Source organism: Bacillus sp. 005/A4HT-01/001, from assembly GCF_004634445.1.
Taxonomy (GTDB): Bacteria; Bacillota; Bacilli; order Bacillales; family Bacillaceae; genus Bacillus; species Bacillus altitudinis.
This window is the reverse complement of the sequence record NZ_SEIZ01000003.1, coordinates 423,941-436,947: the sequence shown is the minus strand read 5'-3', so window position 1 is coordinate 436,947 and position 13,007 is coordinate 423,941. Positions and strand designations below refer to the sequence as shown.

Here is a 13,007-nt window from a genome sequence, read left to right as displayed (position 1 = left end):
GATTAACACTCCCATTTATCAATGACATCTTTCAGTTTTCCTTTTAGTTGGTCGGCGGCGAGTTCACCTGCTTCAATCATTTCTTGAACCTGTGTAAACGCACTAGAGCTAAAGGTCTCGAGCTTCGGCCGAATCATGAGATCTGCATGAATGGTTTGGTGACGAACCAATTCATTTTGAAGGATGTCCAAACTTTGCATAATGACATCCGATAATCTCGTTGCCTTTTCTGTTTTTTTCACCCTTGATACATCAGAGGCGATAATGAGATCTGCTCCCATTTCTTTGAGAACAGAGACTGGAATGCGGTCCACTACCGCTCCATCCACCAATTGCCTGCCGCCTATTTCATGCGGAACAAACACACCCGGAATGCTAATGCTTGCCCTGACTGCTTGTGAGACAGACCCTTCTTTGAACACAACCTTCTCCCCTGTCTGAAGGTCACAGGCGACAATCGCAAGAGGCACGCGCATTTCTTCAATATTCTTCCCATATGTAAACGTGTGAATCAGCTGCAAAATTCGATTTCCTTTTAACAGACCGATTTTTGGCAGTGTATAGTCAGCATAATACTTTCTTCTGAAGACAAGTGCAAGTTTTTTCATTTTTTCTACGTCTTGTCCTGCTGCATAAAAGCTCCCCACAAGAGCACCAATACTGCTTCCTGCGATCATATCCACCTGAATTCCTTGTTTCTCAAGACTAGATAAAACCCCGATATGCGCCATCCCTCTGGCACCCCCGGAGCCCAGCGCAAGCCCGATAATCGGTCGTTTCATGAATCCACCCTCCTCTTTCTATGCATATATACGAATCTATAGGTCTAAACATGCCCCTTCTCATCGTATAGTAATAGAAGACAGGCTCGGCTAGCATCTCTTTTTCTTTAATCACGAGCTCGCCAATAGATTATAACGGCAAGGGGCGACATCTCCATGAAAAAATGGAACACTCTGTTCATCGCTGCTTTTTTTATCTTTTTAACAGCCACTGTGATTACACATCCACAAGCCTCTTTGCAAGCATCGAAAAATGGACTTGCAATGTGGTGGGAAGTGGTTTTTCCATCGCTGCTACCTTTTTTTATTTTGTCCGAGCTATTAATCAGTTTCGGGATTGTCAGATTTGTCGGCGTATTATTAGAGCCATTTATGCGGCCTATCTTTCGGGTGCCTGGTGTCGGCGGATTTGTACTAGCGATGGGAATGGCCTCTGGTTTTCCTTCTGGCGCTAAATTGACGACAAGACTTCGGCAGGAAGGACAGCTGACAAGAATTGAAGCAGAACGCCTTGTGTCATTTACCAATTCTTCAAACCCTTTGTTCATTTTTGGAGCAGTGGCTGTAGGATTTTTTCATCACCCAGCTTTAGGCATTGTGTTAGCCTGTGCACATTATTTAGGAAATCTCGCGGTTGGGGTGACGATGCGCGGATATAAAGCACGTCATGATGCGCACCTCAGAAGCCGAAAAGGATTTTTATTGCCTCCAATTCGAGAAGCATTCAGCGCTCTTCATACGGCAAGACTCGCAGAAAAAAGACCACTTGGCCAAATATTAAGTGACGCTGTCATGTCATCTGTTCAAACGCTCTTTATGATTGGCGGCTTTATCATTTTATTTTCTGTCTTTAGTCAAATGCTCGCTGTCGTTCATGTAACAGATCTTCTCTCTATCGGGATCGGCTCTATACTGAAAACGATGCACCTTCCGCCGGAATTAGATCTAGCCATGATTGCGGGTCTATTTGAAATCACATTAGGAAGTCAGCTCACAGGATCACAAGAGGTTTCCCTGCTCGCTAAAACAATTGTGGTCAGCTTTATTTTAGGATTTAGCGGATTCTCCGTTCAAGCTCAGGTAGCCGGCATTTTGGCAGCAACCGATATACGCTTTAAACCGTTTTTCTTCGCCCGTTTGCTTCACGGTATTTACGCAGCCGTCTTTGCCTTTCTGTTATTCAAACCCCTTTATGTCTCTAAAGCAGACATGGCGCTTCCAGCAGGGGCATTTGAAACAAGCGAGCAAGTCGTGATGTTTAGCAGCTTGTTATGGAATCAGCTTGTATCTGCTGGTCCTCTCATCACCTTGTTCAGTCTGATCGTGTATATTGCGCTCTATTATCAGAAATTAAAAAATGGATGAGTGCACAATGCACTCATCCATTAAATTTTTCTTTCAGCGCAGCTTCGACCTCTTGCGGTACAAGCTCTTTGACTGATCCATGATACTTCGCTACTTCTTTAACAATGCTTGAACTTAAGAAGGAGTATTGATTATTCGTCATCATAAAGAACGTTTCAATGTCATCATTCAACACTTTGTTCATTGATGTCCCTTGCATTTCGTATTCAAAGTCCGTCACCGCTCTAAGTCCGCGTAAAATGACTTTCGCCTCTTTTTGTTTCGCATAATCAACGAGCAGTCCATGAAAGGATTCCACTTTGATATTTGGTAGCTCCTTTGTTGCTTGACGAATGAGTTCACATCGCTCTTCAACAGTAAAAAGCGGCTTTTTTGACGAGTTATTAAGGACGCACACATATACTTCATCAAAAATCTTTGCCCCTCTTTTGATAATATCCAAATGGCCCAATGTGACTGGATCGAAGCTACCCGGACAAACGGCTATATTCCCCATGCTTTAATTTCCCCGCTTTCTATAGATCGTAATGCCAGTCATTCCGTACATTTCCTGCCTTGAGATATGTAGCTGTCCTGCTTCCTCTGGCAGTGTCACATCTTTATCGTGCTCACACACAATGACGCCATCATCTGCTAATAAGGAATGCTCATCAATCGTATCAAGAAGTGCTTTCAACTTTTGATCTTTATACGGCGGATCAAGGAAGATGGCTTGAAAAGATTCTTCTCGCTTCACTACAGCAGCGAGTGCACGGTTTGCATCATTTCGAAACACTTCACTTTGATCCATCAGCGACAATTGATTCAAGTTGCCTTTAATCGTCTGAATCGCCTTCATATCTCGATCCACAAATATACAATGATCGAACCCTCTAGAAAGCGCTTCAATACCTAAACCACCACTTCCAGCAAATAAATCAAGGGCCCATCCCCCATCAAAATACGGTCCAATCATATTAAAAATGGATTCTTTTACTTTATCTGTTGTTGGTCTTGTTGATTGGCCAGGTACGGCTTTCAGCGTGCGGCCTTTTTTTGTTCCAGAAATCACTCTCATTTTTCCACCACTTTTTCTGCTTGCATCTATTGAATATTGTTTGATGACAAAAAATTCAACATTATCTTACCATATCCACTCCACATGGGACAATGCACTGAATTCCATTCATTTTCTATGTATAGATCACAAAAGAGAGGGTCATACTACTGTTAACAGCATCTGATGTGGTGCTGTTGCCAACCGCGGAGAAGACTTACGTTTCCCCATAAGTTCTTCCTCCGGTTTCTCCTCTCCCTTTGCCTTCTCCTTAATGAATCATTAAGAATAGAAGGACCCCGCGGGTGATGCCGCGGGGGTTTTTTTGTGTCTTTAAAAGCCCACCTTATAGTCATACTCTTTTGCTTTGTCCAATTTCGATTCGTACTCTAATTTAATAAAAGGTTTATAGGAAGGCTCAACACGTTTCACAAATGGCAATGAACTGAGCTTTGCCATGTGGCGCTCAAGATCATTCATATCACAATAAATCACTGCATATTTCATTTTCCTTGAAATATAGTGAACATTCCCAAATTTCCTTAGCGCTTTTGACTGCTTTAACGAATGCAGCCAAACGACCATCCCTTGACGTTTGGTATCCATCTTTTCACCTGCCGCTTTTCAATTCTTTCCGTTCATTATGTAAAAGACGAGACGTTCAAGTCTCGTCAAGATACTTTACAGCCACAGCTGCCTCCTGATCCACAGCCACCGCCGCATGATGATAGACCATCAAAATATGGGTTCCCTGTTGGAACTTTAATATATGCTGATACAGCTTGACCGATTTCAATACTAATCTCATCTAAGATGGATTGAATCGCTGTTTCTGCTTTTTTGAAATCAACCACTGTATCGTGAAGATCTAGCTTTCTTTTGACCTCACGCATTTCTTTTGAGATCGTTCTATAGTCCGGATGGTATTTGCCGAACCGCTGCACATCTTCATATTGCTCTTTTACTTTTGTAAAATGGGCAATAATTTGTTGGGCTTCTTCGTCTTGCTGGAGACGCTTAAAGCAGTTGCGGTAATGTTCAGCCTCCTCCGACTGAAGAATCATGGCAGCCAATTGATTTGCTTCCTCTTGGAGCTCCACAGATTCGATTGTCGCATACATAAATGTTGCACCTCCAATTCATAGTTTACCACGAAACCTATGGATCAGAAAATGCTTTTACGTGACAAATACATCCCATGTCTCTCTTTTCTGCTTATATTCAGGGTGACGAGAATTTAGCACAACGGTCATTTTATGCTTTCCTTTTGAAAGGTGCTTGACCACAAACGCCGCAGTATACTCATTGCCTGCCCGTTTCCCGTCTACATACACAGTAAAATACCCCGCCTTCTTATCCTTTTTCAAGGGTGAAGGTTCAAGGTGAAAATCTTGAAGTGTACTTTCTATATACACAACAGATCCCTGCACTTTGTATTTTAAAAAGCCTTGCTGCTTCATTTCACTTTGCGTCTGCTGCATGACTGGTATTGCTGGTTCTTGCCTAGTTACTTGCTCTTGATCATGTTGACTTTGACATCCGGTGAGAAGAAAAAGCAATGCGCATATTGACAGCATCCATTTCATGTTCTGATTCTCCTTTCGTCTACTTTCATAGGATGCTCATGAAATAGACATCTTAATCAACTCAAAAAAAGCCTTACCCGGCTCCATTTTGATTGCGCATTGCTTGGAACATCTGGATCATCATTTCAGCCATTTGGACACTATTGCTCAACTGGCTTACACGATGAGGAATGGTTTTTTCGTAAAAGTTCATTTTATCTAATTCAAACGAAGTGACATTTTCAGGATGCCGCGTTAACTGTCTATACCAGAGTGGGCGCTGCCTGATGAATTTGATTCGATCCTCTTCGGCCATGACAAACTCTTGTACTTCTCTCCGCACCAAAAGCATCCCCTTTCAATTAATCTTTCCTGAAGGAGAATGGGTGCTGGCTGCCTCCAGATGAACCCTTCTTTGAGCCATTTGATGAAAATTGACCGAGTAAGCTTTGTAAAGAGGAAATAGACTGGCTCATTTTATTAATTTGTTCATTCATTTGATCAGCGTCCATTTTTTTCACTGCAGAAACCATTTTAGACATAAAATCTGCTTTTCCCGGTTCACTTTGCTTAGCGGCTTTTTCTTCTTTTGCTTCTTCCTTTTGTGTTTGCCGGTAAGGAGACCACATATCATCTTCCTCACCAAACATGACCCAATTCTCGTATAAACTTTGCCAGCTTTTTTCTTGCGTCTGCACTTCTTGAATTAATTTCGGATGGCGTCTGACGAACTGTTTAAATTCATCAATGGATGTTTGCTTTTGCTTATTTGTCATATCCTCACCCCCCATACAAATGCCTACTATACTATATACATCTGGGTCTATTTTGGTGAGCCCTTTTCATAAAAAAACAGCCGCCATCTGTGCGCAGCTGTTTAGAGGATTAAGACGTTTTCTTAATGAAGTTTTGTGTATAGTACTTTTCTTTCACACCAACACCAAGGTGCGTGTAATCTTGATTTAACAAAGCCTTCCGGTGACCTTCGCTATTCAGCCAGCCTTCTACAGCTGCAGGGCCATCAACATAATTATATGCAATGTTTTCGCCCGCAAGCTGAAATGCGACCTCGCCTCTTTCTAACCGGTCTTTCAGCGTGCCGTATTTTTTAGATTCATGGGAGAAATAATGATGATCTTTCATGTCCTCACTATGCATGAATGCCACTTCAGAGGTTTCATCGTCCCACTTTAAGGTCGGCAGTTTGTACTTATGGCGGATAATATTGGTCATATCAAAAATTTGTTTTTGACTCGACGCTTCAATATCCTTCCATTTTTCACCTGATATCGCCTCAGGTTCAATTAATTGACCTCGATAAACGACTTCATACGGCTTTTGTTTGACAAATGTATCTGCGTTAAAGGCTCTAATGCTCGAAAGAGTGCTTTCAAACTTATCCATGTAGAGCTGGACATACACATCATCTCCCACTTTCACCGTCGGCCTGGTATTCATATCATCTTCTGAGAATTCAAAGCGATATGAATTTCCCTCGTCCTCTACATGAATGTAAGGAGCGATTTGTGTTTTTTTAAACACTTCACTTGTGGCTTGACCGATTTTAAACGGCTCCACATTCAGCCCATCCCCTGTCGCAAACAAGGTCACCACTTTACTGTCCTTTACCCCTACTTGAATATAGTGTTTCTTCGATTGATTGTATATCCACCAGTCATAATCATATGCGGAAGGATCTATGCGATCTGGTTCCCCTAGCTGTTTAAGCACTTCGTTTGAAGACTTCCCCATAAAGGACATGAGCCCTTTTTTCGGGATGTTGATCGGCTTATCGCTAGATGTTTCTTCATTAGACACCTTCGGCTCATTGCTGTTTTCTTTTTCTGGTGAAGATCCATATTGAATAAACAGAACGTACGTTCCAGATATAATCAGGAGGATGAAGAGTGTTTTCAGCACAGTTTTCAAATAAACACCTCCGTTAAATTGGCAAGGTACAAAAAGTACCTTCTACTGTCATTTAAACAAAACTTGCTCCATTTATCAACGACAATACAGCCTATTTAACACGAATTTAAAATATGCCCCTCCTAATGAAGAAATCCTTGGCCATGATCCTGGTCTTGTTGAGAGATTTCCGTCAGAGCATCACCTGCACGATCGTTTGATAAATCTTCAACTGATAAATCCCCAAGGGCTACGATTCCTGTGAGTGCCCCATTTTTGACAACCGGGATACGGCGGAGCTGATGTTCTGACATCAACCGGACAATTTCTTCTAGGGTTGCATCTTCTTCAGCTGTCAATACTTCCTTCGTCATAATGGCACCAACCTCTTGTGAGTTCGGCTTTTTCTCAGCAATACCTCTAAGTACAAGGTCGCGGTCTGTGACAATACCAACAAGCTGATCTCCGTCGACTACTGGAATGGCACCAATGTCAGCATCTTTCATTTTGACTGCCGCTTCATACGCATTGTCGTCCTTTTGCAACGTCACTACTTTTTTCGTCATGATATCTTTGATTTTTTTCGTTTTCACGTTGATTCCTCCATCCGTTATTTTCTTTATTACTGTAACCAGCTTATAAAAGAACATACCTTTCACAGTTGAAAGTTTAACGCTTTCATACTATGATTGTCAGTAAAGGGAATTTTTATAAGGAGGGGTTTTGGGTGAAGTTTGAAGGTACGGGGATTGAAAAGGTATCAGCTGACTTAAATAAATTGGATTTCATTATGGAAAGTGAAGGATTTGTACGAGCCGATCAATGGGATTATGAGCGTGTGACGTACGACAGGAAGTATAACATGGTAGAGGGGACGTTTTACTTACGGATCTCTGGCTACGCCACTGAGGGAGATGTTGGCTCCAAAAAAGCCCACATCCAGCTGCTGACACCTTTACTTGGAAAACACTATTATCCACATGGTGTTGAATATGGAGAAGGCGAAGACTTCCCTAAATCTCTTATTCAATCAAGCAAAAAAACGCTGAACCAATTAAAAGAAAAACTAGAAGCGATAACTGCTGAAGCATAAAAGAAGCACAGCCCCTACGGCTGTGCTTTCAGCGTGTAGACAAACCCTCGCATTCGTTGTCAGTCCTGTGCGCTGGTGCTCACGAATGCCAAATTCGCTCCGCTCCAGTGCTCGTCCTTCCTAGACTGCAAAGGTTTTCTATCACGCTGAAAAGAAGACAAAGGGCTAAAATAAAGTTCATTTTAGCCCTTTGCCAACAATCTGGAAGCACAGCCCCTGCGGCTGTGTTTTTCATTTATTCATATTTCGGAATGAGCGCATCTGGTACGGCATCTTTCGCTCTTTCTTTTCTCGCCCAGTCAAAGAAGACAACAGCAAGAATCGATCCGTATACAATCTCTTGAATGATTTTCATCAAAATAGCACCTAGCTGCTGATCTTCTAGCAGCGGCAATGTATGAAACATGTCAGGTCCTGTAAGCGCAAGACCAGCAAGCATATCACTCGGTACGCATAGGTGCAGTGCTTGTATCCATGCCCCAGCATCTGAATAAGTTGCATAGATAGGCGCTTCACTAAACATAATGAGTGCGCAGGCAGGTGTCATTAAAATCCCATCTGCCATAATATACCCAAGCTTTAAAATGCCTGTAATCTGCGGCTGACTTTGCACTTTATGGACAAGCGGCCACCACATGAAAAAGGCAGCGATAAAAATGACAACCGTCATCAATGCGTGATAAAACGGATCTGTTTTGACAAAATCGAACACAAGCGGAATATGATACAGCGAAAACAACCCGTTAAATCCGAGCAAGGCAATCAACGGCTTAGAAAACAAGCGGAAAATCGGCTGAATGCCCCGTGTTTGAATGATCCGCTCCCAAATCGCCGCAGGTAAACCTGTAATAAGAAGCGGCGGGATGACCAAATAGAGCACTGCCATTTGCGCCATATGCGCACTGAACATAATATGCCCCATTAAATCAATCGGGCTCCCCTTCACTGCATAAAGCAACACAAGCCCCGTGAGAAACAGCGTTTTCTCTTTCACCGTCGCACGGTGCTTTCCCTTCGTCACGAGAAGCAGATAAAAAGCGGCTGCTGCTACAATACATGTCAAATAGTAAGGACTCCATAATGCACGAAATCCAAATATCTCTAAGTTTTCCATTGCTGCGCCTCCTTCAAGGGCAAAGCGAGCTTACCACCAAATAATGGTCAAAAAGGCTAAAACGGTAATAAACGCGACAAACACACCTGAGTAAAGAAACAACGCGGGTGTTTCATGCCCTTTTTGGTTCATGTGCATAAAATAATAAAGCTGAAAAGCTACCTGAATCACTGCAAGCAGTAAAATAAAAGGGACAGCGAACCAATTTCCGACATCTTCAGAGGCGATTGTTAAAAAGGCAACAAACGTTAAACCAATCATCAAGCCGAAAGAAATGAGCTGATGCTTCATTTCTTCGGCATTTTTCTTTTTCCGATAGACAAGATCGACTTTGGACTGATTTGTGTTTTTATTTCCCATTCTTATCCCACCATTCCCATTAAATATACAACGGTAAAGATGAAGACCCACACAACATCAATGAAGTGCCAATAAAGGCTCGCCACATAATATTTTGGTGCATTGTATAAATCGAGTCCGCGTCTCATATTCCGAATCATCAGAGCGGTGATCCAGCAAAGTCCAAATGCGACGTGAGCCCCGTGTGTTCCAACAAGCGTATAGAAGGAAGAGCCAAGTGCAGAGCTCGTAATGGTAAATTCATACGCATGCACATAATGATAAAACTCATAAATTTCTACCCCTAAAAATCCAGCACCTAAAAGAACGGTTACACCTAACCAAAGCTGCATTTTTTTAAAGGCAAAGTTTTTCATATGATACATAGCATACACACTCGTTAAACTGCTCGTTAACAGAAGCATTGTGGCAATAAAGACAAGTGTGAGGTCAAACATTTCAGTTGTTGTTGCGCCGCCTGCATTTGAATTTTTCAGCGCCAAATAAGTGGCAAACAAAGATGCAAACAGGACCGTTTCTCCCCCAAGAAACAACCAGAACCCGACGAACTTATTCTTTCCTTCTAACGTGGCTTTCTCAGGAGAAGCCGGAAAGGTTTCCGCTGTCATTTTTTGTGGTTCCATTATGCTTTCACCCCTTTGTCATCGTCATCCGTCAAATCTTCTTTGTGAATATGGTATCCATGATCATCTTTAAGAGAGCGAACGAGCATGGTCGCAAACGTGATCCCAAGACCAATGAAGATCACCGGTAGACCCCAGCTGTGTTCTTGACGATACATAAAACCAAACGCTGACACAAATAGACCGAATGAGATAATGATAGGCAAGATGGAATTATTCGGCATGTGAATATCATCGAGCGGTTCAGATGCTGTCATTCCTTTTTTACCATCCATTTTCTCAATCCATAATGGATCAAGTCCCCGTACAAGAGGCAGCTGCTTAAAGTTATATTCTGGCGGAGGTGAAGATACTGCCCATTCAAGCGTTCTTCCATCTCCCCAAGGATCGCCCGATACACGCTCTCCTTTTGCTGTCGTCCAGATAATATTAATCAGCATGATCACAACTGCTACAAACATGAACAGTGCCCCAATCGTACTGACCAAGTTCCCAAGGTCTAGACCCTGACCTGGCAAGAATGTAAAGACTCGGCGCGGCATGCCCCAAAGACCGAGAAAATGCTGGATAAAGAACGTTAAATGGAAACCGACGAAAAACAGCACAAAGCCAATTTTCCCAAGCTTCTCATTCAGTATTTTCCCAAACATCTTCGGCCACCAATAATGCACACCAGCTAAAATACCGAAGACCACACCACCGATAATGACATAGTGGAAATGCGCCACAACAAAGTACGTGTCATGGAACTGATAATCCGCTGCTGCTGCTGCAAGCATGACGCCGGTTACACCGCCAAGTAAGAATGACGGAATGAACGCAACTGAATATAGCATCGGCGTTGTAAACTTCACATTACCGCCCCATATGGTGAGCAACCAGTTAAACACTTTAATTCCAGTTGGCACCGCAATCGCCATTGTGGCTACGGCAAAGATCGCATTGGCAATTGGACCAAGTCCTGTTGTGAACATGTGATGCGCCCACACCATGAATCCAAGGAAACCAATTAATACAGTCGCAAACACCATGGACGAATAACCAAACAATCTTTTTCTTGCAAACACCGGAATGATCTCAGAGAAAATCCCAAATGCCGGCAAAATCAAGATATACACTTCTGGGTGTCCAAAAATCCAGAACAAATGCTCCCAGATGATTGTATTTCCGCCGAGCTCTGGATTAAAAAAGCTCGTATCAAACATTCGATCAAGCATCAGCATCGCAAGTCCTGCTGTCAGCGGCGGGAATGCGAATAAAATTAGTGCAGATGCCACAAACGTCGTCCAGGTAAAGAGCGGCATTCTCATATACGTCATACCTGGCGCTCTCATATTAATAATCGTTGCAAGAAAGTTGATTCCGGCAATTAGCGTACCAATACCCGCTATCTGCAACCCTAAAATATAGAAATCCATGCCGTGCCCTTCTGAATTCAGCGTGAGCGACGCATAGGCAGTCCAGCCTGCATCAGGTGCTCCGCCCATAAACCATCCAAGGTTTAAGAAAATTCCTCCGAAAAAGAACAACCAAAAACCAAGTGAATTCACAAATGGAAACGCTACGTCACGTGCACCAATTTGAATGGGTACAACCGCGTTCATTAATGCAAATAAAAGCGGCATTGCTGCAAGGAAAATCATCGTTGTTCCATGCATCGTCATGACTTCATTGTAAAACCCTGCACTCACAAAATCATTTTCAGGGATGGCTAGCTGAATACGGATAATCATCGCTTCCAGGCCACCAATTAAAAAGAAAAATCCCCCTGCCACTAAATATAGTATGGCAATTTTTTTGTGGTCAACCGTCGTTAAGTAATCCCATAAGACAGCGCCAAACCCCCGCTTTTTAGCTATTGTACTCACCATGAAATCCCCCTCTTATCTCCCATTTGCCCCTTTTCATATCAATGTCTATCTTCACGTTCTAAAACAGACTATATCTGACAGATGACTTATTCTTGGATGTAGAGACTTATTCGGGAGCTCTTAACAAAAACTTCACATAGATCGTATACCCTTTTGAATGTGCGCAACTTCAAGCTGCTCAAGGCATTTACTGTATTTTAAGACCTTTTAAATACTCGTAGAGTGCATCTGCTTCTGAATCATTTAGTTTAGGGTACGTCCCTGTCATCTTATTACCTGGTTTAAAGCTCTCTGGATCTTTCAGCCATGCTTTGACATTTTCTTTGTTCATGTCTTTAATTCCAGCTACTTTTGTCCGCTCTCCGAAGGTTGCAAGGTTTGGTGCAGTCCTTGCCGCCTCTGGTCGTTCATCTCCAGGCTCTACCGCATGACAGCTTAAACAGTTTTTCTCTTTAAAGAGTTTTTCACCCTCAAGGGCTAGATCTGACGTAGATGCAGGCTTCTTATAATCTGCCATCTTTTTCGTCCAGCCTAAAAACTCATCTTGAGAAAGCGTTTTAACTTTAAAGTCCATTAAAGCATGTGAGGGACCGCAAAGCTCTGCACATTTCCCATAGAAATATTCTCCAGCATCTTTCGTTCGTTTTGAGTCAAATGTTAAATAAAACTTGTTCTCGTTGTCTGTATTTGTATCAATTTTACCCCCAGCTGATGGAATCCAGAATGAGTGTTTCACATCAGATGCTTTCAGCTTAAAATAAACCTTTTGATCAGTTGGAACAATCAATTCTTGACTTGTCACAATCCCATAATCAGGGTATTCAAACTCCCACCAATATAAGCTGGCTCTTACATTCACTACAAGTGTCTTTTCAGGATCTCGTTTTTTCTTATCCATGGCGCTTGTATCCCCTAGCTCAAGCGTGTATGCCACAACAGGTACAACGAGAATAATGAGTAGAAGTATCGGAATCGCTGTCCACGTAATTTCGAGGTTACGGTTCCCTTCTACCTGTTTAGGAATCGTATCTTCTCCCACTTTAGAACGTTTGAATTTAATGATGACGTAAAAGAAAATGATCGATACAACAATAACGACAAGAACCATAATAAGTGTACTCAGTACCGTTAGGAAAAACTGTTTATCTGCTACTTCCCCAACTGGCCTCAGTGTTGATAAGTATGGTTCACCGCAGCCCGCCAAAACGAGCGTCAGTAAGAGAAACAGTGAATAAACACGCCATTTTCTTATCATAATTTGTCCCAACCCCTTTTGCTTGATCTCCTTTG

17 protein-coding genes are annotated in these 13,007 nt (G+C 42.5%); 2 read left to right on the top strand and 15 right to left on the bottom strand.

Going from position 1 to position 13,007, the window contains the following annotated elements:
• Positions 1–2: 2 nt before the first annotated feature.
• Positions 3–782 (bottom strand): patatin-like phospholipase family protein, encoded by a 780-nt coding sequence (locus ES896_RS11935; RefSeq protein ID WP_017367186.1) that lies wholly within the window; start codon positions 780–782, stop codon positions 3–5.
• Positions 783–938: 156 nt separating this feature from the next.
• Between ES896_RS11935 and ylbJ the strand changes: the two genes are divergently transcribed.
• Entirely contained in the window at positions 939–2,147 is a 1,209-nt protein-coding gene (ylbJ, locus tag ES896_RS11930; RefSeq protein WP_108611209.1) for a sporulation integral membrane protein YlbJ, read from the top strand.
• 13 nt (positions 2,148–2,160) lie between these two features.
• On the opposite strand, the gene coaD is transcribed toward ylbJ, so the two are convergent.
• The 9 genes from coaD to ES896_RS11885 form a co-directional block, all read right to left on the bottom strand.
• On the bottom strand, positions 2,161–2,643 hold the full coding sequence (coaD, locus tag ES896_RS11925) for a pantetheine-phosphate adenylyltransferase (protein ID WP_007499803.1): 483 nt from the start codon (positions 2,641–2,643) through the stop codon (positions 2,161–2,163).
• Positions 2,644–2,646: 3 nt separating this feature from the next.
• Positions 2,647–3,204 (bottom strand): 16S rRNA (guanine(966)-N(2))-methyltransferase RsmD, encoded by a 558-nt coding sequence (rsmD, locus tag ES896_RS11920; RefSeq protein ID WP_007499805.1) that lies wholly within the window; start codon positions 3,202–3,204, stop codon positions 2,647–2,649.
• Positions 3,205–3,516: 312 nt separating this feature from the next.
• Positions 3,517–3,789, bottom strand: coding sequence for a YlbG family protein (locus ES896_RS11915; RefSeq protein WP_008345023.1), 273 nt, complete (start codon positions 3,787–3,789; stop codon positions 3,517–3,519).
• A 65-nt stretch (positions 3,790–3,854) separates the two neighbouring features.
• Positions 3,855–4,304, bottom strand: coding sequence for a regulatory iron-sulfur-containing complex subunit RicF (gene ricF, locus ES896_RS11910; RefSeq protein ID WP_007499807.1), 450 nt, complete (start codon positions 4,302–4,304; stop codon positions 3,855–3,857).
• A gap of 57 nt (positions 4,305–4,361) precedes the next feature.
• Positions 4,362–4,769: a hypothetical protein gene (locus ES896_RS11905; RefSeq protein WP_035392159.1), complete on the bottom strand. Its 408-nt coding sequence runs from the start codon at positions 4,767–4,769 to the stop codon at positions 4,362–4,364.
• A gap of 73 nt (positions 4,770–4,842) precedes the next feature.
• Positions 4,843–5,091, bottom strand: coding sequence for a YlbE-like family protein (locus ES896_RS11900; protein ID WP_017359376.1), 249 nt, complete (start codon positions 5,089–5,091; stop codon positions 4,843–4,845).
• A 19-nt stretch (positions 5,092–5,110) separates the two neighbouring features.
• On the bottom strand, positions 5,111–5,524 hold the full coding sequence (locus ES896_RS11895) for a YlbD family protein (protein WP_017367184.1): 414 nt from the start codon (positions 5,522–5,524) through the stop codon (positions 5,111–5,113).
• A 109-nt stretch (positions 5,525–5,633) separates the two neighbouring features.
• Positions 5,634–6,677: a CAP domain-containing protein gene (locus ES896_RS11890; protein ID WP_008345031.1), complete on the bottom strand. Its 1,044-nt coding sequence runs from the start codon at positions 6,675–6,677 to the stop codon at positions 5,634–5,636.
• Positions 6,678–6,799: 122 nt separating this feature from the next.
• Positions 6,800–7,222: a CBS domain-containing protein gene (locus ES896_RS11885; RefSeq protein ID WP_034646433.1), complete on the bottom strand. Its 423-nt coding sequence runs from the start codon at positions 7,220–7,222 to the stop codon at positions 6,800–6,802.
• Between the two features lie 161 nt (positions 7,223–7,383).
• Here ES896_RS11885 and ES896_RS11880 point away from each other — a divergent pair, with 161 nt between their 5' ends.
• Complete coding sequence (locus ES896_RS11880) at positions 7,384–7,749, top strand: YugN family protein (protein WP_008345035.1); 366 nt, start codon at positions 7,384–7,386, stop codon at positions 7,747–7,749.
• A 235-nt stretch (positions 7,750–7,984) separates the two neighbouring features.
• Here ES896_RS11880 and ctaG read toward each other — a convergent pair whose 3' ends face one another.
• From ctaG to coxB, 5 genes are all read right to left on the bottom strand, one after another.
• On the bottom strand, positions 7,985–8,863 hold the full coding sequence (gene ctaG / locus ES896_RS11875) for a cytochrome c oxidase assembly factor CtaG (protein ID WP_017367183.1): 879 nt from the start codon (positions 8,861–8,863) through the stop codon (positions 7,985–7,987).
• A gap of 30 nt (positions 8,864–8,893) precedes the next feature.
• Positions 8,894–9,223 carry a cytochrome c oxidase subunit IVB gene (ctaF, locus tag ES896_RS11870; RefSeq protein ID WP_003211520.1) on the bottom strand — a complete coding sequence of 110 codons (330 nt, stop codon included), beginning with the start codon at positions 9,221–9,223 and terminating at the stop codon, positions 8,894–8,896.
• A gap of 2 nt (positions 9,224–9,225) precedes the next feature.
• A complete protein-coding gene (ctaE, locus tag ES896_RS11865; RefSeq protein WP_007499822.1) occupies positions 9,226–9,846 on the bottom strand; it encodes a cytochrome c oxidase subunit III in 621 nt (206 codons plus the stop codon).
• Positions 9,846–11,717 carry a cytochrome c oxidase subunit I gene (gene ctaD / locus ES896_RS11860; RefSeq protein WP_007499823.1) on the bottom strand — a complete coding sequence of 624 codons (1,872 nt, stop codon included), beginning with the start codon at positions 11,715–11,717 and terminating at the stop codon, positions 9,846–9,848. The genes ctaE and ctaD overlap by 1 nt, the downstream gene beginning before the upstream one ends.
• Positions 11,718–11,904: 187 nt before the next feature.
• Positions 11,905–12,972, bottom strand: coding sequence for a cytochrome c oxidase subunit II (coxB, locus tag ES896_RS11855; RefSeq protein WP_135226830.1), 1,068 nt, complete (start codon positions 12,970–12,972; stop codon positions 11,905–11,907).
• Positions 12,973–13,007 lie beyond the last annotated feature (35 nt).

Excerpts from the sequence above, each read along its gene's own strand:
- ES896_RS11935 (WP_017367186.1), bottom strand. The coding sequence starts at position 782 with ATGAAACGACCGATTATCGGGCTTGCGCTGGGCTCCGGGGGTGCCAGA.
- ylbJ (WP_108611209.1), top strand. The coding sequence starts at position 939 with ATGAAAAAATGGAACACTCTGTTCATCGCTGCTTTTTTTATCTTTTTA.
- coaD (WP_007499803.1), bottom strand. The coding sequence starts at position 2,643 with ATGGGGAATATAGCCGTTTGTCCGGGTAGCTTCGATCCAGTCACATTG.
- rsmD (WP_007499805.1), bottom strand. The coding sequence starts at position 3,204 with ATGAGAGTGATTTCTGGAACAAAAAAAGGCCGCACGCTGAAAGCCGTA.
- ES896_RS11915 (WP_008345023.1), bottom strand. The coding sequence starts at position 3,789 with ATGGATACCAAACGTCAAGGGATGGTCGTTTGGCTGCATTCGTTAAAG.
- ricF (WP_007499807.1), bottom strand. The coding sequence starts at position 4,304 with ATGTATGCGACAATCGAATCTGTGGAGCTCCAAGAGGAAGCAAATCAA.
- ES896_RS11905 (WP_035392159.1), bottom strand. The coding sequence starts at position 4,769 with ATGAAATGGATGCTGTCAATATGCGCATTGCTTTTTCTTCTCACCGGA.
- ES896_RS11895 (WP_017367184.1), bottom strand. The coding sequence starts at position 5,524 with ATGACAAATAAGCAAAAGCAAACATCCATTGATGAATTTAAACAGTTC.
- ES896_RS11885 (WP_034646433.1), bottom strand. The coding sequence starts at position 7,222 with ATGACGAAAAAAGTAGTGACGTTGCAAAAGGACGACAATGCGTATGAA.
- ctaG (WP_017367183.1), bottom strand. The coding sequence starts at position 8,863 with ATGGAAAACTTAGAGATATTTGGATTTCGTGCATTATGGAGTCCTTAC.
- ctaF (WP_003211520.1), bottom strand. The coding sequence starts at position 9,223 with ATGGGAAATAAAAACACAAATCAGTCCAAAGTCGATCTTGTCTATCGG.
- ctaE (WP_007499822.1), bottom strand. The coding sequence starts at position 9,846 with ATGGAACCACAAAAAATGACAGCGGAAACCTTTCCGGCTTCTCCTGAG.
- ctaD (WP_007499823.1), bottom strand. The coding sequence starts at position 11,717 with ATGGTGAGTACAATAGCTAAAAAGCGGGGGTTTGGCGCTGTCTTATGG.
- coxB (WP_135226830.1), bottom strand. The coding sequence starts at position 12,972 with ATGATAAGAAAATGGCGTGTTTATTCACTGTTTCTCTTACTGACGCTC.